The sequence below is a fragment of the Futiania mangrovi genome (assembly GCF_024158125.1).
Classification (GTDB): Bacteria; Pseudomonadota; Alphaproteobacteria; order Futianiales; family Futianiaceae; genus Futiania; species Futiania mangrovi.
In genome coordinates this window covers 369,987-393,579 of record NZ_JAMZFT010000002.1, presented here as the reverse complement: position 1 = coordinate 393,579, position 23,593 = coordinate 369,987, and the positions used below count along the sequence as shown (strand labels likewise).

General features: G+C 67.3%; 28 protein-coding genes. 20 read left to right on the top strand and 8 right to left on the bottom strand.

From position 1 onward, the window contains the following. Nucleotides 1-150: 150 nt before the first annotated feature. From hemJ to hemE, 3 genes are read right to left on the bottom strand one after another with little or no spacing between them, the layout of a single operon-like run. Nucleotides 151-585 carry a protoporphyrinogen oxidase HemJ gene (hemJ, locus tag NJQ99_RS08790; RefSeq protein WP_269332457.1) on the bottom strand — a complete coding sequence of 145 codons (435 nt, stop codon included), beginning with the start codon at nucleotides 583-585 and terminating at the stop codon, nucleotides 151-153. Between the two features lie 26 nt (nucleotides 586-611). Next, a complete protein-coding gene (gene hemH / locus NJQ99_RS08785; RefSeq protein ID WP_269332456.1) occupies nucleotides 612-1,655 on the bottom strand; it encodes a ferrochelatase in 1,044 nt (347 codons plus the stop codon). A gap of 25 nt (nucleotides 1,656-1,680) precedes the next feature. Next, on the bottom strand, nucleotides 1,681-2,718 hold the full coding sequence (hemE, locus tag NJQ99_RS08780; RefSeq protein WP_269332455.1) for a uroporphyrinogen decarboxylase: 1,038 nt from the start codon (nucleotides 2,716-2,718) through the stop codon (nucleotides 1,681-1,683). A gap of 494 nt (nucleotides 2,719-3,212) precedes the next feature. On the opposite strand from hemE, the gene NJQ99_RS08775 reads away from it, so the two are divergent. From NJQ99_RS08775 to dnaQ, 5 genes are read left to right on the top strand one after another with little or no spacing between them, the layout of a single operon-like run. Continuing rightward, a complete protein-coding gene (locus NJQ99_RS08775) occupies nucleotides 3,213-4,052 on the top strand; it encodes a pyruvate, water dikinase regulatory protein (RefSeq protein WP_269332454.1) in 840 nt (279 codons plus the stop codon). Next, a complete protein-coding gene (locus NJQ99_RS08770; protein ID WP_269332453.1) occupies nucleotides 4,049-4,678 on the top strand; it encodes a Maf family protein in 630 nt (209 codons plus the stop codon). Before NJQ99_RS08775 ends, NJQ99_RS08770 begins: the two co-directional genes overlap by 4 nt. A 32-nt stretch (nucleotides 4,679-4,710) precedes the next feature. Then, entirely contained in the window at nucleotides 4,711-5,574 is an 864-nt protein-coding gene (locus NJQ99_RS08765; protein ID WP_269332452.1) for a shikimate dehydrogenase, read from the top strand. Beyond that, the gene (gene coaE / locus NJQ99_RS08760; RefSeq protein WP_269332451.1) at nucleotides 5,571-6,194 is read left to right on the top strand and encodes a dephospho-CoA kinase; all 624 of its coding nucleotides are present in this window, start codon (nucleotides 5,571-5,573) and stop codon (nucleotides 6,192-6,194) included. The genes NJQ99_RS08765 and coaE overlap by 4 nt, the downstream gene beginning before the upstream one ends. Before the next feature lie 5 nt (nucleotides 6,195-6,199). Next, entirely contained in the window at nucleotides 6,200-6,883 is a 684-nt protein-coding gene (gene dnaQ / locus NJQ99_RS08755) for a DNA polymerase III subunit epsilon (RefSeq protein WP_269332450.1), read from the top strand. Between the two features lie 72 nt (nucleotides 6,884-6,955). Here dnaQ and secB read toward each other — a convergent pair whose 3' ends face one another. Together secB and NJQ99_RS08745 are read right to left on the bottom strand one after the other, a co-directional pair. Beyond that, the gene (secB, locus tag NJQ99_RS08750) at nucleotides 6,956-7,468 is read right to left on the bottom strand and encodes a protein-export chaperone SecB (protein WP_269332449.1); all 513 of its coding nucleotides are present in this window, start codon (nucleotides 7,466-7,468) and stop codon (nucleotides 6,956-6,958) included. An 85-nt stretch (nucleotides 7,469-7,553) separates the two neighbouring features. Beyond that, a complete protein-coding gene (locus NJQ99_RS08745; RefSeq protein ID WP_269332448.1) occupies nucleotides 7,554-8,048 on the bottom strand; it encodes an FxsA family protein in 495 nt (164 codons plus the stop codon). Between the two features lie 183 nt (nucleotides 8,049-8,231). On the opposite strand from NJQ99_RS08745, the gene NJQ99_RS08740 reads away from it, so the two are divergent. The 6 genes from NJQ99_RS08740 to NJQ99_RS08715 all read left to right on the top strand — a co-directional run bounded on the left by NJQ99_RS08740 (nucleotide 8,232) and on the right by NJQ99_RS08715 (nucleotide 13,891). After that, nucleotides 8,232-8,924 (top strand): Tim44/TimA family putative adaptor protein, encoded by a 693-nt coding sequence (locus NJQ99_RS08740; protein WP_269332447.1) that lies wholly within the window; start codon nucleotides 8,232-8,234, stop codon nucleotides 8,922-8,924. A 6-nt stretch (nucleotides 8,925-8,930) separates the two neighbouring features. Further along, nucleotides 8,931-10,199 (top strand): murein transglycosylase A, encoded by a 1,269-nt coding sequence (gene mltA, locus NJQ99_RS08735; protein ID WP_269332446.1) that lies wholly within the window; start codon nucleotides 8,931-8,933, stop codon nucleotides 10,197-10,199. An 88-nt stretch (nucleotides 10,200-10,287) separates the two neighbouring features. Next, on the top strand, nucleotides 10,288-11,085 hold the full coding sequence (locus tag NJQ99_RS08730) for a (Fe-S)-binding protein (protein WP_269332445.1): 798 nt from the start codon (nucleotides 10,288-10,290) through the stop codon (nucleotides 11,083-11,085). After that, nucleotides 11,082-12,509 carry a LutB/LldF family L-lactate oxidation iron-sulfur protein gene (locus NJQ99_RS08725; RefSeq protein WP_269332444.1) on the top strand — a complete coding sequence of 476 codons (1,428 nt, stop codon included), beginning with the start codon at nucleotides 11,082-11,084 and terminating at the stop codon, nucleotides 12,507-12,509. The genes NJQ99_RS08730 and NJQ99_RS08725 overlap by 4 nt, the downstream gene beginning before the upstream one ends. Next, complete coding sequence (locus tag NJQ99_RS08720; RefSeq protein WP_269332443.1) at nucleotides 12,506-13,180, top strand: LutC/YkgG family protein; 675 nt, start codon at nucleotides 12,506-12,508, stop codon at nucleotides 13,178-13,180. The genes NJQ99_RS08725 and NJQ99_RS08720 overlap by 4 nt, the downstream gene beginning before the upstream one ends. A 48-nt stretch (nucleotides 13,181-13,228) precedes the next feature. Continuing rightward, nucleotides 13,229-13,891: a Smr/MutS family protein gene (locus tag NJQ99_RS08715; RefSeq protein ID WP_269332442.1), complete on the top strand. Its 663-nt coding sequence runs from the start codon at nucleotides 13,229-13,231 to the stop codon at nucleotides 13,889-13,891. A 19-nt stretch (nucleotides 13,892-13,910) separates the two neighbouring features. On the opposite strand, the gene hslU is transcribed toward NJQ99_RS08715, so the two are convergent. Next, a complete protein-coding gene (gene hslU / locus NJQ99_RS08710) occupies nucleotides 13,911-15,212 on the bottom strand; it encodes an ATP-dependent protease ATPase subunit HslU (protein WP_269332441.1) in 1,302 nt (433 codons plus the stop codon). A 61-nt stretch (nucleotides 15,213-15,273) separates the two neighbouring features. After that, nucleotides 15,274-15,834 carry an ATP-dependent protease subunit HslV gene (gene hslV, locus NJQ99_RS08705; protein WP_269332440.1) on the bottom strand — a complete coding sequence of 187 codons (561 nt, stop codon included), beginning with the start codon at nucleotides 15,832-15,834 and terminating at the stop codon, nucleotides 15,274-15,276. A gap of 117 nt (nucleotides 15,835-15,951) precedes the next feature. On the opposite strand from hslV, the gene hisB reads away from it, so the two are divergent. Genes hisB through NJQ99_RS08665 form a run of 8 tightly spaced genes read left to right on the top strand, consistent with a single transcriptional unit; the run spans nucleotide 15,952 to nucleotide 21,617 of the window. Next, the gene (gene hisB / locus NJQ99_RS08700) at nucleotides 15,952-16,545 is read left to right on the top strand and encodes an imidazoleglycerol-phosphate dehydratase HisB (RefSeq protein WP_269332439.1); all 594 of its coding nucleotides are present in this window, start codon (nucleotides 15,952-15,954) and stop codon (nucleotides 16,543-16,545) included. Between the two features lie 6 nt (nucleotides 16,546-16,551). Continuing rightward, entirely contained in the window at nucleotides 16,552-17,046 is a 495-nt protein-coding gene (locus tag NJQ99_RS08695; protein WP_269332438.1) for a DUF2628 domain-containing protein, read from the top strand. A 6-nt stretch (nucleotides 17,047-17,052) separates the two neighbouring features. Further along, on the top strand, nucleotides 17,053-17,694 hold the full coding sequence (gene hisH, locus NJQ99_RS08690; protein WP_269332437.1) for an imidazole glycerol phosphate synthase subunit HisH: 642 nt from the start codon (nucleotides 17,053-17,055) through the stop codon (nucleotides 17,692-17,694). Next, nucleotides 17,691-18,416, top strand: a complete 726-nt coding sequence (gene hisA / locus NJQ99_RS08685; protein ID WP_269332436.1) for a 1-(5-phosphoribosyl)-5-[(5-phosphoribosylamino)methylideneamino]imidazole-4-carboxamide isomerase — start codon at nucleotides 17,691-17,693, stop codon at nucleotides 18,414-18,416. Before hisH ends, hisA begins: the two co-directional genes overlap by 4 nt. 12 nt (nucleotides 18,417-18,428) lie before the next feature. Continuing rightward, nucleotides 18,429-19,190 carry an imidazole glycerol phosphate synthase subunit HisF gene (gene hisF, locus NJQ99_RS08680; protein WP_269332435.1) on the top strand — a complete coding sequence of 254 codons (762 nt, stop codon included), beginning with the start codon at nucleotides 18,429-18,431 and terminating at the stop codon, nucleotides 19,188-19,190. A 50-nt stretch (nucleotides 19,191-19,240) separates the two neighbouring features. Then, nucleotides 19,241-20,821 carry a CYTH and CHAD domain-containing protein gene (locus NJQ99_RS08675; RefSeq protein ID WP_269332434.1) on the top strand — a complete coding sequence of 527 codons (1,581 nt, stop codon included), beginning with the start codon at nucleotides 19,241-19,243 and terminating at the stop codon, nucleotides 20,819-20,821. A gap of 32 nt (nucleotides 20,822-20,853) precedes the next feature. Then, entirely contained in the window at nucleotides 20,854-21,201 is a 348-nt protein-coding gene (locus tag NJQ99_RS08670; protein WP_269332433.1) for a phosphoribosyl-ATP diphosphatase, read from the top strand. A gap of 29 nt (nucleotides 21,202-21,230) precedes the next feature. After that, nucleotides 21,231-21,617, top strand: a complete 387-nt coding sequence (locus NJQ99_RS08665) for an HIT domain-containing protein (RefSeq protein WP_269332432.1) — start codon at nucleotides 21,231-21,233, stop codon at nucleotides 21,615-21,617. A 19-nt stretch (nucleotides 21,618-21,636) separates the two neighbouring features. On the opposite strand, the gene NJQ99_RS08660 is transcribed toward NJQ99_RS08665, so the two are convergent. Next, the gene (locus NJQ99_RS08660; protein ID WP_269332431.1) at nucleotides 21,637-22,656 is read right to left on the bottom strand and encodes an adenosine kinase; all 1,020 of its coding nucleotides are present in this window, start codon (nucleotides 22,654-22,656) and stop codon (nucleotides 21,637-21,639) included. Between the two features lie 148 nt (nucleotides 22,657-22,804). On the opposite strand from NJQ99_RS08660, the gene NJQ99_RS08655 reads away from it, so the two are divergent. Beyond that, nucleotides 22,805-23,491, top strand: coding sequence for an EI24 domain-containing protein (locus NJQ99_RS08655; RefSeq protein WP_269332430.1), 687 nt, complete (start codon nucleotides 22,805-22,807; stop codon nucleotides 23,489-23,491). The last annotated feature ends 102 nt before the right edge of the window (nucleotides 23,492-23,593 follow it).

Sequence of the window (23,593 nt, the reverse complement as noted above, 5' to 3'; positions counted from 1 at the left end):
GCAAATGCTGGAAAGGGCCCGACACGGCCGGCGTCAAACGATCATGAGGTGGCCGCTCCGGACGCTGTACGCGCACGCCTCACGGGCACTCGCGTCAACGGCGGCCTTTGGTAGGTGCCTCACACATAGTCGAATCCTCGCCCGTGTCAATCAGAACGGCTTCACCACCGCCAGCAGGACGATGGCGATCAGAAGCACCGTCGGCACCTCGTTCGCCACCCGGTAGAACCGCTCCGATCGGGTATTGCGCCCGGCCTCGAAATCCTTGCGCCACTTCGCACATGCACCGTGGAAGCCCGACAGCAGAAGGACAAGGACGACCTTGGCGTGCAGCCATCCCTCGGCCATACCGGCAACGCCGGAACCGAGCAACAGGAGCCCAAACACCCAGGTTGCCATCATCGCGGGCGTCATGATCGCCTTCAGAAGCCGCCGCTCCATGATCTTCAGCGTGTCGTCGAGTTCGCCGCCAGGCTCCGCACTCACATGATAGACGTAAAGCCGCGGCAGATAGAAAAGCGCAGCCATCCACGCGACCATCGAGACGATGTGGGCCGTCTTCAGCCACAGGTAATATTCGGCCATACCGCCTCCTCCTGCCGTTCGCGGATTTACACCTGCGTCGCCGGACAGCGTCCGTGGACTGCAGGACAGATCCGCCGGCCACCGTTCGGGCACACGGAACCCGCTGCGCGTCCCCGGACCTCCCCGACGACCCGCGCAAGACCCGCGACGAAGGAGGAGTGTGTTGCCACCGCCGGAACCCTGACGTAGGACGCCACACCTTTGTGCGCCGCCAGTTCCGCGTATTCGATGTCCAGCTCCACCAGCGTTTCCGAGTGCTCCGAGACGAACGCGATCGGCACCACCACAAGGCCGACACCATCGGCACCTGCCCGCGCGATCTCGTCCTCCGTCGAAGGCCCGATCCATTCCAGCGGCCCGACCCGGCTTTGGTAGCAAACGACCCACTCCGGCATGTCGGCCCCAACCGCCTCGGCCACGGCCGCCGAAGTCTGCTCCACCTGCCATTGATACGGATCGCCGGACGCGATCACCTTCTTCGGCAAACCATGTGCGGAGAACAGGACGCGCACCGGGCCCTCACCGCTCTTTCGGATCGCCTGCCGGAGCAGGTCTGCCTGCGCGGCAATCCAGCCCTCCTCCAGCGGATAGCAACAAACCGTGCGCGTCGGTACGTCCAGCCCCGCCACCTGCGCCGCCCTCTTCCAGTCCTTTACCGAAGACCCCGTCGTCGTCGTCGAGAACTGCGGATAAAGCGGCAACAGAACGATCTCGTCCGGCCCGTATGCCTTCACGAAACGTGCCGTCTCATCAGCCATCGGATGCCAATAACGCATGGCGATGAAAACCTTCGCCTCGCCCTCCCCGCTCTCGCCGATTGCCGCCGCGAGCGTCTCGGCCTGCTCCTCCGTCAGGGGAACGAGAGGAGACCGCCCTCCGATCTCGGCATAGATCTCGCGTGCGACAGGGGCCCGCCGCGACGAGATAAGCCGTGCCAGCAACGGCCGGACCGGCCAGGGGACCGAGATGATCGCCGGATCGTTGAACAGGTTGTACAGAAACGGCTTTACAGCCTCGGGGCTGTCCGGCCCTCCCAGGTTGAACAGCACCACCGCCAGTTTTCGAGCCATCTCGTCCTCACCCGTATCACCGGCCCTACCGGCCGCGCACAATCTCGAGCAGGGCACTCACATGTTCCGGCGGCGTCTCCGGAACGATCCCGTGACCCAGGTTGAAGACATGCGCCCGGCCGGCCATCCCGTCGAGAAGACGCCGCGTCTCGGCTGCCATCGCCTCTCCCCCCGCAACCAGGCAAAGCGGATCGAGATTGCCCTGCAGACATACACTTTCCGGCATGACCTGCCGTGCCCATGCCGGGTCGACACCGGTGTCGAGGCTGACCGCATCGACGCCCGTCGCCGCGACATAGTGCGGAATCTGCGCGCCGGCCAGCCTCGGGAAACCGATGATCGGCACACCCGGATGGCGGGCGCGGATCTCGTCAACGATGGCGCGCGTCGGGGCGATGACCCATCGCTCGAACATCGCGGGCGAGAACCCTTGCGCCCAACTGTCAAAGAGCTGCAGAACTTCAGCCCCGGCGGCAACCTGGCCTGAGAGATACTCCACGGTCGCGGCGACAAGCTTGTCGATCAGCACGCCGAAGACATCGGGCGCTGTCCATGCCATCAGCCGTGCCTGCTTCTGATCCGGACTGCCGCGCCCTTCCACCATGTAGGTCGCGACGGTCCACGGAGACCCTGCAAAACCGATAAGGGTAACCTGTCCGGGCAGTTCCCTCCGCAACCGGCGGACGGTCTCGTAGACAGGCTGCATGTGCTCTCCGACCCGCGCGGCGCTCAGCTTCCCGATCGCGGCAGCATCGCGAACAGGCTCGAGACGCGGGCCCTCCCCGGCGACGAAGCGAACCTGCTGGCCCAGCGCATCCGGGATCAGGAGAATGTCGGCAAACAGGATCGAGGCATCGAAGCCATAGCGCCGGATTGGCTGCAAGGTGACCTCGGTCGCCAGGTCCGGCGAATAGCACAGGTCCAGAAAGTCCCGCGCCTCCGCCCGTACCTTGCGGTATTCCGGCAGGTAGCGCCCAGCCTGCCGCATCAGCCATACCGGAGGCGTCGGCAACGCCTCGCCGCTGAGTGCACGCAGAAGCGGTTTCTCGGTCGAACGGCTCATCACCCTCTTGTCCATCCGGGAAGGCCGAGTTCCCTCGGCGACAGGGTGGCGACGATGCCCACCGGAACGACCCAACACAAGTCAGGAATCTAAAAAAGGGTTGAAGAAGCTTGTTGGGGCCTGAGTCCTGTGGATCATCGCGCGTCCCGCAGCTATCCACAGGTTCATGCACAGGCAGGCAGGGTCCGCTACGGCTCCGTTTCGCCGGGAGATAGCTGGAAGCTTCCGGTAGGGATTCTTCGTTGAACTGTCGCGCGCTGGCTCGCGGGGTTGAGTCGGAATCTCGGGAAAGCCGGGTGCTCCGGATGCAGGTCACGGAACCTCTCGGCCGGGTTGTGCCCATGATCAAGGTCCGTGCCAGCCATCGCGTTCACAATGGGGATGAATCCGCGCTTGCCCACACGCCCCCCCGTCGGGACCCCGTGTTCTCCCACTTATCCACGGGACTCGACGGTGCCGCTTGCCCTTCCCCGCCAATCGGGTAGAAGGATTCCATGTCCGCGCGCCGCAAAACGGTCACCTATTTCCATCTCCATCTCGTGTCGGACTCGACCGGCGAGACGATCAATGTCCTCGCCAAGGCTGCGGTTGCCCAGTTCGAGCGGGTGCAGCCCATAGAGCACTCCTATGCCCTTGTCCGGACCCCGCGGCAGCTCGAGAAGGTGTTCGCCGGGATCGCGGATGCCCCGGGTATCGTGCTCTTCACCCTGGTGAACGAGGATCTTCGCCACGCGCTCGTGCGCCGCTGTGCCGAACTTGGGATGCCTTGCCTGTCGGTCCTCGATGGCGTCCTCGCCGTCTTCGAAGCCTATTTGGGTACGAAGACCACACACCGTCCGGGTGGCCAGCACCAGCTGGACAGCGGGTACTTTGCCCGCATCGACGCCCTCAACTACACGATGGCGCACGATGACGGTCAGAACGTGCACGAGCTGGACCAGGCCGACGTGGTGCTTCTGGGTGTGAGCCGGACGTCGAAGACACCGACCTGCATCTATCTTGCAAACCGCGGTGTGAAGGCTGCAAACGTGCCGGTCGTACCGGGCATACCGCTGCCGCCGATCGTCGAGAACCTGCGTCGGCCACTGGTGGTAGGGCTGCTGGCATCACCGGAACGTCTGGTACAGATCCGGCGCAACCGTCTTCTGTCTCTGTCGGAGACTGAGGAGACCGATTACGTCAATCCCTCGATGGTGCGTGACGAAACGTCCGCCGCGCGGCGGCTCTACGAGAAGCTGGGCATACCGGTGATCGACGTTTCCCGCCGGTCGATCGAGGAAACCGCGGCGGCCATCTTCACCCTTTACCAGCAGCGCAAGGCGAACGGCGGATGACCGTATCCGATCCGCAGACGCTCGGACCGGAGCCGCCGTTGGTGCTGGCGAGTGGCAGCCCGACGCGCGCCCGCCTGCTGCGGGATGCAGGACTTTCCTTCGCAGCCGTCCGGGCCCCGGTCGACGAGGCCGAAGTCGCAGCATCGCTACTTGCCGAAGGCTTGGGCGGACGCGACCTAGCCGATGCGCTGGCCGAGATCAAGGCGGTTGCCGTGGCGCGACGTGCCCCCGGCTCCGTGGTCATCGGATGCGACCAGGTACTGGTGTGCGACGGGCAGGTTGTGCGCAAGGCCGGGACAGCCGAACAGGCTGCCGCGACCCTGCAGCTGCTCTCAGGCAAGACACATCACCTTTACAGTGCGGCAGTGGCTGTGATCGGCGGAAATCCGGCCTGGCGTCACGTGGGTCACGCACGCCTTACCGTCCGGCCGCTGTCCGACGCCTTCATCGCACGCTATCTGGAGATTGAGGGGGCATCTGCTCTCGGATCGGTTGGGTGCTACCGGATCGAGGGGCCGGGGGTTCATCTCTTTTCTCGCATCGAGGGCGATACCTTCACGATTCAGGGGCTTCCGCTTCTCGAACTTCTCGACTGGCTGCGTGCGCGCGGTGATGTGCCGTCGTGAGGGACATGGCGGGGCGTCAGGGGAGGGAGAGCATGGGTCTGACAGGTGCGGCGAGACTCGCAGGCGTCATGGGATGGCCGGTCGCACATTCCCTGTCGCCGCGGCTTCACGGCCTGTGGTTGGATCGCTACGGCATAGACGGTGCCTATGTGCCTCTTGCCGTGCATCCGGACCGCTTCGCCGAGGCATTCCGTGGCCTTGTAGCCCTTGGCTTTCGCGGAGCCAACGTGACCATTCCCCACAAGGAGCAGGCATTTGCGCTGTGTGACCGGCTGACCGGCCGCGCCCGCGCGATCGGTGCCGTAAATACCCTCGTGATCGGCGAGGACGGTCTCGTGACGGGCGATAACACCGATGCTTTCGGTTTCATCGAGAACCTGAGAACGGATGCGCAGGCCACCGGTGCGTTCGAGGGGCCGGCCCTTGTGCTGGGTGCGGGGGGTGCATCACGGGCCGTCGTTCACGGCCTGCTGGCGGAAGGGGTTCCGGAAGTTCGGCTGGCAAACCGTACGCGCGCTCGGTCGGAGACCCTCGCCGAGGTATTTGGCCAATGCGTTCGCGTCGTGGATTGGCCGGTCCCGCATGCGGCATGTGCCGATGTGCGCCTGGCCGTCAACACGACCAGCCTGGGGCTCGGCGGGGGCGATATGGCACCCCTGCTCGACGTCCTGCCGGCCCTACCCGCAGAAGCGCTCGTGACGGATATCGTCTACAAGCCGCGGATCACGCCTTTCCTCCTGGCCGCCCGCGCGCGTGGCCATCGGATCGTCGACGGGCTCGGCATGTTGCTGCATCAGGCCCGCCCGGGGTTCGAGGCATGGTTCGGAACCGCGCCCGAGGTCACGGCAGACATTCGTGCGGCGATCCTCTCGGACCTCGGGGAGACATCTGCATGAGGCTCGTCGGTCTGACCGGTTCGATCGGCATGGGAAAATCGACGACCGCTGCGCTTTTTCGCGCGGCCGGGGCAGTCCACTACGACGCTGACGCCGCGGTCCACGCGCTCTATGCGCCGGGGGGTGCCGCGGTAGGGCCGATCGGAGCTGTGTTTCCCCAGGCCATCGTCGAGAACGGTGTCGACCGTGCCCGGCTGTCGGAGGCCGTCAAGTCCGACCCGCAGGCGCTCGCCCGCCTGGAAGCCGTGGTCCACCCGCTTGTCGGACGTGCGCAGATCGACTTCCTGACCCTTGCCGAGCGGGACCGCGCCGAAATCGTGATCCTGGACGTCCCTCTGCTGTTCGAGACAGGCGGTCATACCCGTGTCGATGCAGTGGTTGTCGTGACGGCACCGAAGGCGGTACAGAGGGCCCGTGTGCTGGAGCGGCCCGGTATGACCGCAGAGATCCTGGACCGTTTGCTCGCACGCCAGACCCCGGATGCGGAGAAGCGTGCGCGCGCCGACTTCCTGATCGAGACGAGCCGCGGGATCCCCGCGGCTCAGGCGGACGTGGAAAGGGTGATGGAGGGCCTCCGGCACTACCGGGCACGGGCCTGGTCCGACCGCAGGAGAAGGTAAGAGAGATGCGCGAGATCGTTCTCGATACCGAAACCACGGGGCTCGATCCGGCCGAGGGTCACCGCGTCGTCGAGTTGGGGTGCGTGGAGCTGGAGCATCATGTGCCGACCGGCCGCACGCTGCATCTCTACTTCGATCCGCAGCGGGACATGCCGGAGGCGGCCTTTGCCGTGCACGGCCTTTCGATCGATTTCCTCTCGAAGCACAACCCGTTCGAGGCACATGTCGACGAGATCCAGGAATTCCTCGCGGACGCGCCGCTGGTGATTCACAACGCTGCCTTCGACATGCGCTTCCTGAACGCGGAATTCCGGCGCTTTGCCCGGCCCGTGCTGCCTTCTTCCCAGGCGATCGACACGCTTGCCATTGCGCGCCGGAAGTTTCCCGGTGCGCAGGTCTCGCTCGATGCACTCTGCAAGCGCTTCGGGATCGACAATTCCTCGCGCACCTATCACGGCGCGCTCCTGGACGCGCAACTGCTTGCCAACGTCTATCTGGAGCTGATCGGCGGTCGTGAGCCCGGGCTGATGCTGGGCCTTGAGGATGGGGCCGTGCTTGCCGGAAAGGACCGCAAGCGGCAGCCGCAACGCCCGGTGGCCCTGCCGCCCCGCCTGACCGCTGCGGAGGAGGAGGCCCACCGTGCCTTCATCGCGGAGATGGGCGAGAAAGCGCTCTGGCGCGGTCTTTAGGCGAAAGCACCTGCCGCGCCGACAGGCACGGCAAGACGCCCGTCAAGCCGGAAGAAGGCGTGGGATAGCTTCTCAGGCGCCCTGGGGTGCCGCGCCGCCCTGTTGCTGCTGCTGTTGGGCCGCGAGCACCTGGTTGCGGTAAAGCTGCAGAAAATCGATCGGGTCGAGAAGCAGGGCAGGATATCCGCCGTCGCGCACCGTGTCGGCGACGACACGCCGGGCAAAGGGGAAGAGCTGTCGGGCACATTCGACGAACAGAACCGGCTGGATCGCGTCCGCAGGCAGGTTCTTCAACTGGAACACACCGCCATAGGACAGTTCGCAAAGGAATGCGGTCTTGTCGTCGCGCTTGGCCTCCACACGGATCCGCAGGTCCACCTCGTAGAGATCCTCGCCCATCTTTCCGGCATGGACGTTCACCGACACCCCGATCTGCGGCTGGCCGGCGTTCGGATCCCCGGCCCGCGCCCCTTGCGGATTCTCGAAGGACAGGTCCTTCGTATACTGCGTCAGGATCCGGATCTGCGGGGCTGCCTGCTGCTGCCCGGGCTGCGGCTGGGCGCCGGCGCCGTTGGTCTCCGCCATGGGGCTACTCTCCTCGAACGACTAAGGGTCGGAACGGTGGCTAGCACGGCCTCGACCGTCCGGCAAGCGCGCGGCGGACTTCCGCTCACGTGCCGCGCCAGGGACTGTCCTCTCGTGGTGTTGCGGGTCCTGGCGGGGTACCCTCTCCGACCACCTCGTAGTCGCCCTCGATGGTGCCGCCGGAACCGGTCTTTGGACGATGGGGCGGCGCCGGTTGCGGACCGCTCACGACCACGTGCCGGGCGATCCGGTTACCTATGGCCTGGCGCACGGCAGGGACGAGCAACGCAAAGCCGATCGCGTCGGTGAAGAACCCCGGTGTCAGAAGCAGGGCCCCGGCGATGGCGAGGAGGATGCCCTCGAGCATTTCGCGCACCGGCATCTCGCCCCGGTCCATGCGTGCCTGGGCGCGGGTCAGGGTACTGAGCCCCTGCTGGCGCAGCAGGGCGACACCGATCACGGCGGTCAGCACGATGATTGCCAGCGTTGGCCACAAGCCGATCAGTCCGCCTACCTGGATGAACAGGGCGATCTCTATCAGGGGAACGGCGATGAAGGCGATAAGCGCTAGCCTTGCCATGTCGGGCGGGCCCTTTCCGTCGGGTTTTGTCGGCGGCCGTGGCGTGCCGCAGGCAGTCCGTGCCGCAATGGAGACCCCGCCGCGTCGCGCAGGCATTGCGGCAGGGTAGGGTTTCATGCACTAAGACCCTATATTGGGGATCAGGAGCGCAACCTGAAGACTGTGCGTCGGACAAGGGTACTCATGAGCGGCGGGTTCAACATTCTGGACATCATCATCCTCGCGGTCATCGCGGGGTTCATCTTTCTGCGCCTGCGCAGCGTTCTCGGCCGCCGCACGGGCGAGGAACGGCCGCCGTACGATCCCTACTCCGGCCCATCGGATCAGGGTGACGACAATGTCGTTTCGTTGCCGCAGCGGGACAAAGCCCCGCAGCCGGAGGAGAACGAGATCGACCGCTTCGTGCAGAAGGGTGGCGAGGCAGGGATGCAGATCGCGCGCCTCCAGCTTGCGGACCGCACTTTCATCCCCGGACGCTTCCTCGACGGTGCGAAAGCAGCCTACGAGATGATCGTGGAGGCCTTCGCGGCAGGCGACAAGGATACGCTGCGCATGCTGCTGACCGACGACGTGTTCGAGAGTTTCGCGGCCGTGATCGACGACCGGGCAGCGCGCGGGGTGTCGGCGACATCGTCGATCGTCGACCTGCGCGATGCGACGATCACGGGTGCCTCTGTGGAAGGCCGCATGGCCGAGGTCACGGTCCGCTTCACTGCCAACATGATTTCCTTCGTCGAGAATGCCGACGGCGAGATCGTCGAAGGCTCCCGGACGCAGATCCGCGAAGTGGTGGACGCCTGGACCTTCACCCGCGATATCCGTGCCTCGGATCCGAACTGGAGACTCTGCGCGACCGGAGAGCCGGATGCGGACTGACCCCTGATGCGGCGTGGCCGCGCCCGCATCGGATTTATTCTGGGCTGTCTCGTCGGCCTTGCGGCCGGGATCGCCTTCGTCCCCGCGCTCGACCTGATAGGACGTCTCGTGACCCCGCAGCCCGAACCGCCCGCGCCGCCGCCGGCCATGGTCCTGGCACCGGCAGGGTGGGCCGATCTGCCGGGATGGGCGGCGGACGATCACGCTGCCGCCCGGGTCGCGGTGCAGCGCACCTGCAGCCGGTTCTCCCGGCTCGCCGGTGACGCGGCGGCGGGACCCGATCCGCGCCTTGGCCGCGCGGGCGACTGGGCAGCGGCGTGCGCCGCGCTTGCTGCCGCGGACGATCCCCGTGCAGGCTTCGAGGATGCCTTTCTCCCGGTACATGTCTTTGCGGGAAGCGCTGCGGAAGGACTGTTTACCGGGTACTACGAGCCGCAGCTCACCGGATCGCGGACCCGCGGCGGGCCCTACCAGACGCCCCTGCTGACCCGTCCCGCCGACCTGGTGGATGTCGATCTGGGCGCATTTCGCGAAAGCCTCAAGGGCCAACGCATCGCCGGACGCGTCGAGGGCAACCGGCTGCGGCCCTACCCGGCGCGGGAGGCTATCGTGGATGGTGCCCTGCCGGCGGAGGATCTTGCGCTCGTCTGGGTCGACGACCCGGTCGCGGCCTTCTTCCTGCAGATCCAGGGCTCGGGCCGGGTCGCGCTGGAAGACGGATCCGTCATGCGGGTCGGTTATGCTGGTCAGAACGGGCATCCCTACACCGCCATCGGACGTGTTTTGGTCGCCGAGGGGCAGATCCCGCGGGAAGCGGTCTCCCTTCAATCGATCCGCGCCTGGCTGGCCGAACATCCCGATCGCGCCCAGGAGGTGATGAACGCGAATGCCTCCTACGTCTTTTTCCGCGAGATCGAGGAGCGCGATACCGATCTCGGCCCTCCCGGGGCTACCGGGGTTCCGCTGACCCCCGGACGCAGCCTGGCGGTGGACCGGACCCATCACGCCATGGGCGCACCCGTCTTTGTTGCAACCTTGCTGCCGCAACAGCCGGGTGCAGCGGAAGGCCCAACCGCCTGGCAGCGCCTCATGGTCGCGCAGGATACCGGCGGGGCCATCGTCGGCCCGGTGCGCGGCGACATCTTCTTCGGCTTCGGGGAGGAGGCGGAATGGCTGGCCGGTCACATGCAGTCGCAGGGACGGATGTGGCTTCTGCTTCCTCGCCCGGTGGCCGCCGGGCTCGCGACAGACGGCGAGGCCGCATCCGGATCCTGATCTGCACCTGCATGTGGCGCATGGATTCCGGCACCTGCCATGCTAGCTTCAGCACATGACCCAAAACGGAAAACAGGGGGTGCGTGGCGTGTCGGATAACGGTCCCGGAATCAGCGGTGCGCCGCGTGTGGCGCTGTTCGTGACCTGCCTGGTCGACATGATCCGGCCCAATGTAGGTTTTGCCGCGCTCAAACTGCTCGAGGAGGCCGGGTGCATCGTCGAGGTGCCGGAAGCCCAGACCTGCTGTGGCCAGCCGGCGTTCAATTCCGGCGCCCGCGCACAGGCCGCGGCCGTCGCCCGTGCCATGATCCCGCTGTTTGAGGGGTATGACTTCGTGGTCGTGCCCTCCGGGTCTTGTGGCGGCATGATCGTGAAACATTACCCGGAAGTCCTGGCCGACGACCCGCACTGGGGCCCGCGTGCGCTCGCGCTGGCGGCGAAAACCCACGAACTGGTCTCCTTCCTCACGGACGTGCGCGGTATGACCGGCGTGGCGGCCCGGTATGACGGCACGGTGACCTATCACGATTCCTGCTCGGGCCTGCGCGAACTGAAGGTGAAGGGCCAGCCGCGCGCACTGCTGGACGGTATGGCCGGCCTGACCCGGGTCGACCTGCCGGACGAGGAGACATGCTGCGGCTTCGGCGGCACCTTCTGCGTCAAGTACCCGGAGGTGTCGACAGCCATGGTCTCCAAGAAGGTCGCCAGGGTGGCGGAGACGGGGGCCGATACGCTGCTTGCGGGCGACATGGGGTGTCTCATGAACATGGCCGGCCGGCTCTCCCGCGAGGGCAAGCCTGTGAAGGTCTATCACGTGGCGGAGGTACTGGCCGGTATGGCCGGCGTTCCTCCGATCGCCGCACCGGACAAGGGGGGCCGCTCGTGACCCAGCTCGATCCGAAGTCCTTCAAGAAGAACGCCCACAACGCGCTGACCGATACCGAGTTGCAGCGCGCCATGGCGAAGGCGGAGCGCAACTTCCTCGCCAAGCGGCTCGGCGCGGTGAACAAGCTGCCGGAGTTCGAGGCCCTGCGCGACGAGGCGCGTGGCATCAAGAACCATGTGCTGGCCCATCTCGACCTATATCTGGAGGCGTTCGAGACGCGCGTGCAGGAAGCGGGCGGCCACGTCCACTGGTGCGCCACGCCCGAGGAAGCGCGGGCCGCCGTCCTCAAGATCTGCCAGGAGAAGGGCGCGAAGACCGTCACCAAGGGCAAGTCGATGATCGGCGAGGAGATCGAGATCAACGGCTTCCTGGAGCGTCACGGGATCGAGCCGGTCGAAACCGACCTCGGCGAATACATCATCCAGCTTGCGGGTGAGACGCCCTCCCACATCATCGGCCCCGCCGTCCACAAGACGAAGGAGCAGGTGGCCGACCTCTTTCTCAAGCATCACGAGAAGCTGGGATATACCCGCCGCCTGACCGAGGGAGAGGAGATGGTGGCGGAGGCGCGCGCCATCCTGCGCCAGCGCTACCTGGAGGCCGACGTCGGTATTACCGGTGCGAACTTCCTGATCGCCGAGACCGGCTCGACCGTCATCGTCACGAACGAGGGAAATGGCGACCTGACCCAATCCCTGCCGCGCACCCACATCGTGCTCGCCTCCATCGAGAAGATCGTGCCGACGCTCGAGGATGTCTCAACCATCCTGCGCGTGCTTGCGCGCTCCGCCACGGGGCAGGAGTTCTCGGTCTACACGACCTTCTCCACCGGGCCGAAGCGGCAGGGCGACGCGGACGGGCCCGACGACTTCCACGTCATCCTGCTCGACAACGGACGGACGCGGCTGCTGGGTACGGAGTTCGAGGAGGTGCTGCGCTGCATCCGCTGCGGGGCCTGCATGAACCATTGCCCGGTCTATGCAACCGTGGGCGGTCATGCCTATGGCTCGGTCTACATGGGGCCCATCGGGGCGGTGCTGACGCCCAACCTGGTAGGGCTTGCGGACGGGCGGCATCTGCCCAACGCCTCGACCTTCTGCGGACGGTGCGAGGAAGTCTGCCCCATGCGCATCCCGCTGCCGAAGCTGATGCGCAGCTGGCGGGAGAAATCGTTCGCGCAAGGCGAGAGCCCGGCGGCGGAACGCTTCGGGATTTCGCTCTGGTCCTGGGCGGCGGCACGGCCCTGGGCCTACCGGATCGGGGTCGATCTGGCGTCGCGGGTCCTGTCGGTTCTGGCGCGCGGTCGCGGGCGCTACCCGGCCCTACCGCTGGCGGAGGGCTGGACCGACGGGCGCGATCTGCCCGCCCCGCCGCCGGGGGGCACCTTCATGGCGCAATACAAGGCGAAAGGGGGCCGCCGATGAGCCGGGAGAGCATGCTTGGCGCCATCCGCCGCGCCACGGGTCGCAGCGGCAACGAGGCCGAGGCACGCCGCACCGTCGAGGCGCGGCTTGCAGCCCACGCCCGCAACCTCGTCCCGGCCCGTGGGGCGGAGGATGCAACCCGCGTCGACCGCTTCGCGGAGATGGCGGAATACCATGCGGCAAGCCTGGCCCGCGTCGCCTCCGATGGCGACATCCCCGCGGCGGTCGCTGCCTTCATCCGCCGGCACAATCTGCCCGCACGGGTGAAGATCGCACCCGATCCGGCGCTGGGCGGCCTCGACTGGTCGGGAACCGCGCTCGACACCGCGACCGGGGTCGCCGAGGCGACCGACGAGGTCGGGCTCGCCGCCGCCTTCGCCGGGGTGGCGGAAACGGGCACGCTGATGCTGCATTCAGGGCCTGAGCGGTCGACCACGCTCAATTTCCTGCCCGAGAACCATGTCGTCGTGATCCGCGCCTCGCAGATCGTCGGATCCTACGAGGACGGTTGGGCGCACTTGCGCGAGATGGGCGGGGGAAAGCCCGGTTTCATGCCACGCACGGTCAATTTCATCACCGGGCCGTCGCGCACGGCGGATATCGAACAGACGATCTTCATGGGCGCGCACGGGCCGAAGCGGCTGCACATCGTGCTGGTCGAGGATGCGTAAGGACCGGCAGCACTGGATTTTGCCGCGCGTATCGGCCATCTGGGCCGCATGACACGCCGCCGCCGCCATCTGACGCGCGATGAGATCGCCCTCTGGAGCCACGTCACGCAGGACGTGCGCCCGCGCGATCATGCGAGCCGGGCCGCTCTCGACAGCGGCAGCGATCATCCGGGCGTGACCGGGTCGCCGGAGACCGAGGGCGCACCGCCGAAAGCGGGCGCGGCGGGCGGTGAGATCGGGGGCCCTACCCGGCCCTCCCGGTCCGCCAAGGCTCGCAAGCCGCAGATCGCACAAGGTCCCGTCCATGTGCCGCCGGCCGAGCGCCGCTTGCCGAGCCCGGTGTCCGAGCGCGGTCATATCATCGGCCTCGACCGCAGGACGTCCGCGCGCCTGCGCCGGGGGGAGATCGCGCCCGACCGTCGCCTCGACCTGCATGGGCTGCGCCAGGAGGACGCCTACGCTGCCTTCGTCACCGCCGTCCGCACGGCGCACGCGCAGGGTCTCCGCTGTCTCCTCGTCATCACGGGCAAGGGGGAGCGGCACAAGGCCCCGGCCTTCGACCTGTTCGACCGTCCGGGCATCCTGCGCGAGAGCCTGCCGCTCTGGGCTGCGCGGCCGGAGCTTTCCGCGACGATCGCGGCCTGCGTCCCGGCGTCCCGCCGTCATGGCGGCGCGGGCGCGTTCTACCTTTATCTGCGGCGGAAGGGCTGAACGGCCCTACCGCGCTGTCTCACAAGATAAATCGGCTCAGGTCCGCGTTGCGGGCGATGTCGGCGACGCGGTCGTCGACGTAGGCGCGGTCGATCGTGACGGATTCGCCCGGCTTGTCCGTCGCGGTGAAGCTGATCTCGTCCAGCACGCGCTCCAGAACCGTGTGCAGGCGGCGCGCGCCGATGTTCTCGACCGTGCGGTTCGCTTCCGCGGCGATGTCGGCCAGCGCATCGATGCCGTCCTCGGTGAAGTCGAGGGTGACGCCCTCGGTCCCCAGCAGCGCCTTGTATTGCTTGACGAGGCTCGCCTCGGGCTCGGTCAGGATCCGGCGGAAGTCGTCGCGCGTCAGTGCCTCCAGCTCGACCCGGATCGGCAGGCGGCCCTGAAGCTCCGGCAGCAGGTCCGACGGTTTGGCCAAGTGGAACGCGCCCGACGCGATGAACAGGATGTGATCGGTCTTCACCGTCCCGTGCTTGGTGGGCACGCTGGTGCCCTCGATCAGGGGCAGGAGGTCGCGCTGTACCCCCTCGCGGCTGACGTCGCCGCCCTTCATCTCGCTGCGCGCGCAGATCTTGTCGATCTCGTCGAGGAAGACGATGCCGTTGTTCTCCACCGCGTGGATCGCCTCGCGCGTGATGCGGTCTGTATCGATCAGCTTGTCGGCCTCGTCCTGCACCAGCACCTTGTGGCTCTCCCGCACCGTCATCTTGCGCTTGCGGCGGCGGCCGCCGAACGCCTTGCCGAGCATCTCCGACAGGTCGATCATCCCCGCCCCGCCCGGCATGCCCGGGATGTCGAGCATGGGCGCCCCGCCCTGATCCGGCACCTCGACCTCGATCTCGCGGTCGTCGAGTTCCCCGGAGCGCAGCTTGCGGCGGAAGGTTTCGCGCGTGCCCTCCTGCGCCGACGGGCCGACGATCGCCTCGAGAACACGCTCCTCCGCCTTCAGCTGCGCCTGTGCCTCCACCGCCTTGCGCGCGGTTTCGCGCTGCTGGCTGATCGCGATCTCGACGAGGTCGCGGACGATCGATTCCACGTCGCGGCCGACATAGCCGACCTCTGTGAACTTGGTCGCCTCGACCTTCAGGAAGGGCGCTTCGGCAAGGCGGGCGAGACGGCGCGAGATCTCCGTCTTTCCGACGCCGGTCGGGCCGATCATCAGGATGTTCTTCGGTAGAACCTCGTCCTTGAGCGGGCTTTCGAGCTGCTGCCGGCGCCAGCGGTTGCGCAGGGCCTGGGCGACCGCGCGCTTCGCCGCTGTCTGGCCAACGATGTAGCGGTCGAGCTCGGAGACGATCTCGCGGGGGGAGAAGTGAGTCATACCGGTCTGCCTGTGGTTCTACCGGGGAAAACGGGCGAAGGGAAAGCGGTCCTGGCCGCCCTCATACCTCAGCGTCCAGCGTTTCGACGATCACCGCGTCGTTCGTGTAGACGCAGATTTCGCCGGCGATCTTCATGGCCTTGCGGGCGACCGCCTCTGCGTCGGCGTCCGTGTCCATCAGTGCGCGGGCCGCGGCAAGCGCGTAGGACCCGCCCGAGCCGATCCCGATGACGCCGTCGTCAGGCTCCAGCACGTCGCCCTGTCCGGTGAGGACGAGGCTGACGCGCGCGTCCGCGACCGCCATCATGGCCTCGAGCCGGCGCAGGTAGCGGTCGGTGCGCCAGTCCTTCGCAAGTTCCACGCAGGCACGGATCAGTTGGTCGGGATGCTGCTCCAGCTTCGCCTCCAGCCGCTCCAGCAGCGTGAAGGCGTCCGCCGTCGCGCCCGCGAAACCCGCGAGGATCTTGCCATTGCCGATGCGGCGCACCTTGCGCGCGCTCGATTTCATGACGGTGGGGCCGACGGACACCTGCCCGTCACCGGCCATCACCACCTTGCCGCCCTTGCGCACCGACAGGATGGTCGTGCCGTGCCAGGGAAGAGTACCGTGTTCGTTGCCCATGACGCGCTACATGAGACGGGCGGCGCGCCCGGTCAAGCCCTGGCCCGTCGCGCGCGCTTGGCCGCGGGCATCCGGTGCGTTACAAGTGCCCCGCGAAACATGCAGGAGTGGCGCAGGATGCGGATCGGACGCGCGGCACGCACGACCAAGGAAACGAGCGTCGAGGTGGAGGTGAACCTCGACGGTTCCGGCGTTTATGACGTCGAGACGGGGATCGGTTTCCTCGATCACATGCTCGAACAGCTTTCGCGCCATTCCCTCATCGATCTCAAGGTCCGGGCCAAGGGCGATCTGCACATCGACTTCCATCACACGACGGAGGATACCGGCATCGTGGTCGGTCTCGCGGTGGCGGATGCGCTCGGGGACTACCGGGGCATCCGGCGGTATGGCTCGGCGCTGATCCCGATGGACGAGACGCTGACGCGCGTCGCGCTGGACGTGTCCAAGCGGCCCTACCTCATCTGGAAGGTCGCCTTCACCCGGCCCAAGCTGGGCGACATGGATACCGAACTCTTCAAGGAGTGGTTCCAGGCCTTTGCGCAGGCAGCCGGTATTACCCTGCACGTGGAGAACCTCTACGGCGAGAACAACCACCACATCGTGGAGTCGTCCTACAAGGCGCTGGCGCGGGCGCTGCGCATGGCGGTCGAGATCGACCCGCGCGCGGCCGACGCCGTACCGTCGACCAAGGGCACCCTGGGGAACTGACGCGCGATGCGGGTCTACACCGTTCACGTCCGCGACACTCTCGAAGACGCGGTCTTCGTGCGCGACGGGTTTGCCTGGCTGGCTTTCCTGTTCCCCGCGGTATGGCTGCTCGTCCACCGGCTGTGGTGGGAGACGCTGGGTTATGTGGTGCTGGCGGGCTTGCTGTTCGCCGGTCTCGGTGCTGCCGGCGTTGCGGAGGTCGCGATGCAGGTAGCGTTCGCCGCGCTCAACCTGTTGGTGGGTTTCGAGGCCAACGAGTTGCTGCGCAGCGCGCTCGGCCGCCGCGGCTGGACCGAGATGGGGTCGGTGGTCGCGCGCAATACGGAGGAGGCGGAAGTGCGCTTCTATGCCGATCCGCCCATGCCGGTGCGCCGGACGGCGCCGGCGGAGCGTCCCTGGTCCGGGTCCGGCGAGCAGCGGCCCGTCGATTTGCGTCCCGCGGGCCCGGGCCGGCCGCGCGCCGTGCCGTCGACGCCGCTCGGCGTGTTTCCGGAGGCTTGAGGGTCCATGCAGATCGCGATTCTGGACTACGGATCCGGAAATCTCCGATCCGCCGCGAAGGCCGTGGAGCGTGCGGCGCGGGAGGCGGGGATTTCTGCGGCGGTGCATGTCACCGACGATCCGGCGCTTGTCCGGGCGGCTGACCGTGTCATCCTGCCGGGCGTGGGCGCCTTCGGCGACTGCGCGGCCGGTCTTGCCGCGGTCGAGGGTCTGCGCGATGCGCTGATCGCGCGGGTGATGGGCGACGGTGTCCCCTTCCTCGGCGTCTGCGTAGGCATGCAGCTCATGGCGACGCGGGGCCTGGAGCACGGATCGCACGACGGTCTCGACTGGATCGCGGGGGAGGTGCGGGCGCTGACGCCCGCCGACCCGGCGTTGAAAATCCCGCACATGGGCTGGAACACGCTGCGGCTGCGCAGTGCCCACCCCATTCTCGACGGGATCGCCGACGGCGACCATGCCTATTTCGTGCACTCCTACCACTTGGTGCCCGAGAGCCGCGCCTGTGTGCTGGCGGAGACGGACTATGGCGGACCCGTGACGGCCATCGTCGGGCGCGACAACCTGGTCGGTACGCAATTCCATCCCGAGAAGAGCCAGGTCACCGGCCTGCGCCTGATCGCCAATTTCCTGAGGTGGCGTCCATGATCCTCTACCCCGCGATCGACCTGAAGGACGGTGCCTGCGTCCGCCTCTTCAAGGGCGAGATGGACAAGGCGACCGTCTTCAACGACGACCCTGCGGCGCAGGCGGCCAAGTTCGAGAACGAGGGTTTTCGCTGGCTGCACCTGGTCGACCTCAATGGTGCATTCGCGGGCAGGCCGATCAATGCGGACGCAGTACGCGGCATTCTGAATGCGATCACGATCCCGGCGCAGCTCGGGGGCGGGATTCGCGACATGGCGACCATCGAGATGTGGCTCGATGCGGGCGTGCGGCGCGTCATCCTCGGCACCGTGGCCGTGCGCGACCCCGAGCTGGTGAAGACCGCGTGCAAGGCCCATCCCGGCCGCATCGTGCTCGGGATCGATGCAAAGGGTGGCAAGGTTGCGGTCGAAGGCTGGGCCGAAACGTCGGAACTGACCGTCATCGACCTTGCCCGGCGGTTCGAGGACGCGGGTGCGGCCGCGATTGTCTACACCGACGTGGACCGGGACGGCGCGCTGACAGGTGTGAATGTGGAGGCCACCCTTGCGCTGGCCGATGCCGTCTCGACACCCGTGATCGCAAGCGGCGGCGTCGCCGGCATGGACGATCTGAGGGCGCTCAAGGCCGCCAACCATCCCAACATCGACGGCGTGATCTCGGGCCGCGCAATCTATGACGGGCGCATCGACCCCGCGGCCGCGCTGGCCCTCCTGCAGGACTGACCGGTAGTTCCCATGCTGAAGACCCGCATCATCCCCTGTCTCGATGTGAAGGACGGCCGCGTCGTGAAGGGCGTGAACTTCGTAGACCTGCGCGACGCGGGCGACCCCGTTGAGCAAGCGCGCATCTATGACGCGGCGGGCGCGGACGAGTTGTGTTTCCTCGACATCACGGCCAGCCACGAGAACCGGGACACCATCTTCGACGTGGTTGCCCGCACGGCCGAGCAATGCTTCATGCCGCTGACCGTGGGTGGGGGCGTGCGCGCGGTCGAGGATATCCGCAAGCTCCTGGTCGCAGGCGCCGACAAGGTCTCGATCAACACGGCAGCGGTCAAGGACCGATCCTTCGTCGCACGCGCTGCGGAAAAGTTCGGCGCGCAATGCATCGTCGTCGCCATCGACGCCAAGGCGGTCGCTCCGGGCAAGTGGGAGATCTTCACCCACGGAGGGCGGACCCCAACCGGTATCGACGCAGTCGATTATGCGCGCGAGGTGGTTGCCCTGGGCGCGGGCGAGATCCTGCTCACCTCGATGGACCGGGACGGTACGAAGGCAGGCTTCGACATTCCGTTGACGCGGACGATCGCGGACGCGGTTACCGTTCCCGTGATCGCAAGCGGCGGGGTCGGCACGCTCGACCATCTCGTGGAGGGCGTGCTCGAGGGACATGCGAGCGCGGTGCTCGCGGCCTCCATCTTCCACTTCGGCACCTACACGATTGCCGAGGCGAAGGCCCACATGGCCGCCGCTGGGGTTCCGGTACGCCTTTTGTGACGGTTTTGCCGCTTGATTGTGACAGGCCGGCTCAGCACGCTGTGCCAGCCATGAGCAAGAGCGCGCCCCGTGAGATCGAGCTGAAACTCCGCCTGACGCCGGAAGAGATGGAGGCCGCTCTGGCAGGCTCCGCCCTCCTGGCGCTGCGTGAAGAACCGCGCCGCCGCCGCCTCCGCACGGTCTATTGGGACACGGCGGATGCAGCACTATCCCGCAACGGTATGGCGCTGCGAATCCGCGACCTGGGCGACGCCCGCGTCCAGACCCTGAAGGCCGCCAGAGACGCTGCAAGCGCGCTGCTCGACGTGCTGGAGGACGAGCAGCCCATCGCTGCCGACCGGCCGAACCTCGACCGGATCCGAGACAGGAACCTGCGCGCCGCGGCCGCCGGGGCTATCGGCCGCCGCCGCCTGCGTCCCGTGTTCGAGACCGACATCGACCGGCGTGAGTGGACGCTCTCGGGCGAAGGGGGGAGCACCCTTTTCCTCGCCGCCGACAAGGGAACGATTCGTTCCGGAGAGCGCATCTCCCCCATCTGCGAACTGGAGATCGAGATAAGGGAAGGCAGCCCCGCCGACGTGTTCGCGCTTGCACGTGACGTTCTCGGCGATCAGCCCCTGCGCCTCGAGACCCGGACGAAAGCGGAACGGGGCTTTCATCTCGCGGCGGGCAGGGACATCACGGCTCCGACGGCGCCGGAGACGGCCCGCCTCCCCGGTCTGACCGCGGGTATGACCGTGGAGGAGGGTCTGCGGGCCGCGCTGCGGTCCTGCCTGCGCCAGATCGCGGTGAACGCCCTGGCCTGCCGGGAAAACGGCGACGCGGAAGGACCCCACCAGCTTCGCGTCGGCTTGCGCAGGCTGCGGTCCGTCTTGCGGATTTTCCGGCCGGTATCGGATGGGGATGGCGCACGACACCTTGCGGCGGAGGCGGCCTGGCTCGCCGGCGAGGCAGGACCGGCACGCGACCTTCATGTCTTCGGAGCAGAGATCGTAGTGCCGGCACGGGCGCTGGACCCGGAGGCACCGGACGGTCAGACCGGGTATGACCGGCTCGAAGCCGCCCGCTCCATTGCCGCTGAGGCCGCCCATGCGCGGCTTGCCGCGGCACTGGACGATCCCCGGACACCCGCCCTGATTCTCGGCCTCGGCATCTATGCCGAGGGGGCAGGCTGGCGCGCCGAGCCCGATGCGCCCGAGGACCGGGCCGCCGCCTGCGAGGCCGATCTCGCGCACTTCGCGTCCGGCGCGCTCGACCGCCTCTGGCGCAAGGTCGACAAGCGTGCCCGGCATCTCGCCGACCTGGACGAGGCTGAGCGGCACGAGTTGCGCAAGTCCTTGAAGAAGCTGCGCTACGGGGCCGACCTGTTCGCCCCGCTGTTCCCCGCCAAGCGGGTCCGGACCTGGGTGAAGTCGCTCAAGACGCTACAGGATGTCTTCGGCTATCTGAACGACGTGGCGGTGGCGCGGGCGCTGCTCGCCGACCTCGCGCCGCCGGATTCTGCAGACGGAACGCTTTCCCGGACCCATGGGCTCGTGCTCGGCGTCCATGCGGGCCGCGCCGATGCGGCATGGTCGGAGGCGCAATCGCGCTGGCGGCGCCTCGCCCGGACGAAGCCGTTCTGGGATTGAGGACGGCACCGGCCCGTGCTAACTCGCTCAGAATGACCCGCTCATCATCCGAAGCTGCGCAGGCGCACGTTCTCGACCGTCTCTTTGCGACGATCGAGGCACGGCGTTCCGCCGATCCAGAGACCAGCCATACCGCGCGGCAGCTTGCCAGGGGCACGCTGAAGTGCGCGGAAAAGTTCGGCGAGGAAGCCGTGGAAACGGTCATCGCCGCCGCCGCCCAGGGCCGGGAGGCCCTCGTCGCGGAATCGGCAGATGCGCTCTATCATCTGCTCGTCCTTTGGGCGTCCGCCGGTGTCGCGCCGGAGGACGTCTGGACGGAACTTGCCCGGCGCGAAGGCATATCGGGCATCGCGGAAAAGGCGTCGCGGGGCAAGGCCTGAGCGGCGAGGGGAAGCCACGGGGAAACGGTATGGCCTACGACACGAACAACATTTTCGCCCGGATCGTCCGCGGCGAGATCCCCTGCAAGAAGGTTTGCGAAAGCGCGCACACGCTCGCGTTCGAGGACATCAACCCGCAGGCCCCGGTGCATGTGCTGGTCATACCGAAGGGGCCCTACCTCAACCATGAGGCGTTCGCGGCCAATGCCAGCGACGCGGAGATCGCGGATTTTCACCGCACCATCCTCGAAGCGGCGCGCAAGACTGGCGTTGCCGAGGGCGAAGGCGGAAACGGCTACCGCCTGATCACCAATTCCGGCCCGGACGCCCACCAGGAAGTCCCGCACTACCATGTGCACGTGGTAGGGGGCGCCCCAGTGGGCCGGATGCTCTCGCGCCGCCGCGAAGGCGCCTGACCGGAGCGGCCCTACCGCGTCAGCGCGCGATCAGCCCTTGTGCGCGCGCCAGGTCGGCGAGCGACGTTTCGGGCCGCGCGCCGATGTGCTGGATGACTTCGGCCGCAGCCACGCTGCCGAGCCGCCCGCAATCGGCAAGCCCCGCGCCATGGGTAAGCCCGTAGAGGAAGCCGGCCGCATAGAGGTCGCCCGCACCGGTCGTGTCCACGACCTGCCGGACGGGCGCGGCGTCGATCACGTGTACCTCGTCGCCGGACAGCACGACCGATCCCTTTTCCGAGCGGGTCAGCGCAACGATCTCGGCATGGCCGCGCACCTTCTGAAGGGCGGCGTCGAAGGTGTCGACCTGGTAGAGCGACTTGATCTCCGCCTCGTTGGCGAAGAGCACATCGACGTCCGAGGCGATGAGGTCCAGGAACTCCGCCCGGTGGCGGTCGACGCAGAAGGCATCCGAGAGGGTGAAAGCGACCCGGCGGCCTGCGGCCTTCGCCGCGGAAACCGCCTTGCGCATGGCGGCCTTGGCCTCCTGTGGATCCCAGAGATAGCCCTCCAGATAGGTGACCTGCGCCGCGGCCACGTCCTCCTCGCGGATGTCGCCGGGGCCGAGGTCGACACTGACACCGAGAAAGGTGCACATGGTGCGCTGCGCATCGGGCGTGACGAGGACAAGGCAACGCGCTGTCGCCGGCTCTCCGCCCGGTGCGGCCATGGGGGTTGCGAACTGCACGCCCAGCGCACCGATATCGTGGGCGAAGATACGGCCGAGCTGATCGTCCCGCACCTTGCCGACGAAAGACGCGGTGCCGCCGAAAGAGGCGAGGCCGGCGATGGTGTTAGCCGCCGAACCGCCCGACTTCTCCGTCCCGGGTCCCATGGCTGCATAGAGCGCATGGGCTTGCGCCGCGTCGATCAGGGTCATCGCCCCCTTGGCAAGCCCGTGCGCCGCGAGAAAGGCATCGTCCGCTCGGGCGAGCACATCGACGATGGCATTGCCGATGCCGATCACGTCGACGGGAACGGTGCGGTCGTTGGCAGGCATGCAAACCCCCTGGTGTCTTGCGGAGGTCCGGCCGCCGGAGCGGAGCCGGACGCAGGAAACGGCTTTTCGGGGCGGGAGTTAACCCCTATCTGGTGGCCATGGCCAGAGAGAACCGGCCCCCTCCTGCATCTTGCGAGGCCAGATCCCGATGCTCACCGCCTTCTCCCGCGCGTTCGCCCAGATGACCGATCCGGCGTTCCGGGGTGTCTTGTGGCGGGCGCTGGCACTGACGGCCGGATTGCTCGCCGCGCTGGGGCTTGCCGCGAAATGGGCGATCGGCCTGATCCCGGCCACGGGGTATGGCTGGCTGGACAGCATCATCGACATCCTGGCAGGTGCCGGTGCCGTGCTCGGCCTCGCGGTCCTGCTGCTGCCCGTGGCCTCGCTCTTCGCCGGGCTGTTTCTCGACGAGGTGGCCGACGCGGTGGAGCGCCGGCACTACCCGACGGGAATACCGGCACGTCCTCAAGGGATCGTCGAGGGGCTCCTCACCGGCCTAACCTTTCTCGGCGCGATGGTGCTGCTCAATCTCCTGGTATTACCGGTCTACGTGATCTTTGCACCGCTTGCGCCCGTGCTGTTCTACCTCGTGAACGGCTGGCTCGTCGGCCGGGAGTTCTTCGAGCTGGCGGCGTTGCGCCACGGCTCGCCCGCGGAAGCCAAGGCCTTGCGGCTCAGGCATCGCGGCCGCGTGCTGACCGCAGGCGTCGCACTGGCGTTCCTTTTGACAATTCCCGTTCTCAATCTGATCATTCCGCTGTTTGCGACGGCTGTCATGGTCCATGTCTACTGGTCGGTCGCCCCAGGTCAGGCGCACGCGTCCAACGCCAGGTAGGGCCGGTCTGCCTCGCCACGGTTCCGCAACGTGCTAAGTTGCTGCGCGCAGCGACGGAAACCGGCGCGCACCGGCGTTGAATGGCTGCAGGTCTTCGGGAGA

Excerpts from the sequence above, each read along its gene's own strand:
- NJQ99_RS08720 (WP_269332443.1), top strand. The coding sequence starts at position 12,506 with ATGAGCCGGGAGAGCATGCTTGGCGCCATCCGCCGCGCCACGGGTCGC.
- NJQ99_RS08745 (WP_269332448.1), bottom strand. The coding sequence starts at position 8,048 with ATGGCAAGGCTAGCGCTTATCGCCTTCATCGCCGTTCCCCTGATAGAG.
- hisB (WP_269332439.1), top strand. The coding sequence starts at position 15,952 with ATGCGGATCGGACGCGCGGCACGCACGACCAAGGAAACGAGCGTCGAG.
- hisH (WP_269332437.1), top strand. The coding sequence starts at position 17,053 with ATGCAGATCGCGATTCTGGACTACGGATCCGGAAATCTCCGATCCGCC.
- NJQ99_RS08770 (WP_269332453.1), top strand. The coding sequence starts at position 4,049 with ATGACCGTATCCGATCCGCAGACGCTCGGACCGGAGCCGCCGTTGGTG.
- secB (WP_269332449.1), bottom strand. The coding sequence starts at position 7,468 with ATGGCGGAGACCAACGGCGCCGGCGCCCAGCCGCAGCCCGGGCAGCAG.
- NJQ99_RS08660 (WP_269332431.1), bottom strand. The coding sequence starts at position 22,656 with ATGCCTGCCAACGACCGCACCGTTCCCGTCGACGTGATCGGCATCGGC.
- mltA (WP_269332446.1), top strand. The coding sequence starts at position 8,931 with ATGCGGCGTGGCCGCGCCCGCATCGGATTTATTCTGGGCTGTCTCGTC.
- NJQ99_RS08665 (WP_269332432.1), top strand. The coding sequence starts at position 21,231 with ATGGCCTACGACACGAACAACATTTTCGCCCGGATCGTCCGCGGCGAG.
- hemJ (WP_269332457.1), bottom strand. The coding sequence starts at position 585 with ATGGCCGAATATTACCTGTGGCTGAAGACGGCCCACATCGTCTCGATG.
- NJQ99_RS08675 (WP_269332434.1), top strand. The coding sequence starts at position 19,241 with ATGAGCAAGAGCGCGCCCCGTGAGATCGAGCTGAAACTCCGCCTGACG.
- coaE (WP_269332451.1), top strand. The coding sequence starts at position 5,571 with ATGAGGCTCGTCGGTCTGACCGGTTCGATCGGCATGGGAAAATCGACG.
- NJQ99_RS08765 (WP_269332452.1), top strand. The coding sequence starts at position 4,711 with ATGGGTCTGACAGGTGCGGCGAGACTCGCAGGCGTCATGGGATGGCCG.
- NJQ99_RS08670 (WP_269332433.1), top strand. The coding sequence starts at position 20,854 with ATGACCCGCTCATCATCCGAAGCTGCGCAGGCGCACGTTCTCGACCGT.
- NJQ99_RS08655 (WP_269332430.1), top strand. The coding sequence starts at position 22,805 with ATGCTCACCGCCTTCTCCCGCGCGTTCGCCCAGATGACCGATCCGGCG.
- hisA (WP_269332436.1), top strand. The coding sequence starts at position 17,691 with ATGATCCTCTACCCCGCGATCGACCTGAAGGACGGTGCCTGCGTCCGC.
- NJQ99_RS08715 (WP_269332442.1), top strand. The coding sequence starts at position 13,229 with ATGACACGCCGCCGCCGCCATCTGACGCGCGATGAGATCGCCCTCTGG.
- hisF (WP_269332435.1), top strand. The coding sequence starts at position 18,429 with ATGCTGAAGACCCGCATCATCCCCTGTCTCGATGTGAAGGACGGCCGC.
- hslU (WP_269332441.1), bottom strand. The coding sequence starts at position 15,212 with ATGACTCACTTCTCCCCCCGCGAGATCGTCTCCGAGCTCGACCGCTAC.
- hemE (WP_269332455.1), bottom strand. The coding sequence starts at position 2,718 with ATGAGCCGTTCGACCGAGAAACCGCTTCTGCGTGCACTCAGCGGCGAG.
- hslV (WP_269332440.1), bottom strand. The coding sequence starts at position 15,834 with ATGGGCAACGAACACGGTACTCTTCCCTGGCACGGCACGACCATCCTG.
- NJQ99_RS08740 (WP_269332447.1), top strand. The coding sequence starts at position 8,232 with ATGAGCGGCGGGTTCAACATTCTGGACATCATCATCCTCGCGGTCATC.
- hemH (WP_269332456.1), bottom strand. The coding sequence starts at position 1,655 with ATGGCTCGAAAACTGGCGGTGGTGCTGTTCAACCTGGGAGGGCCGGAC.
- NJQ99_RS08775 (WP_269332454.1), top strand. The coding sequence starts at position 3,213 with ATGTCCGCGCGCCGCAAAACGGTCACCTATTTCCATCTCCATCTCGTG.
- NJQ99_RS08695 (WP_269332438.1), top strand. The coding sequence starts at position 16,552 with ATGCGGGTCTACACCGTTCACGTCCGCGACACTCTCGAAGACGCGGTC.
- dnaQ (WP_269332450.1), top strand. The coding sequence starts at position 6,200 with ATGCGCGAGATCGTTCTCGATACCGAAACCACGGGGCTCGATCCGGCC.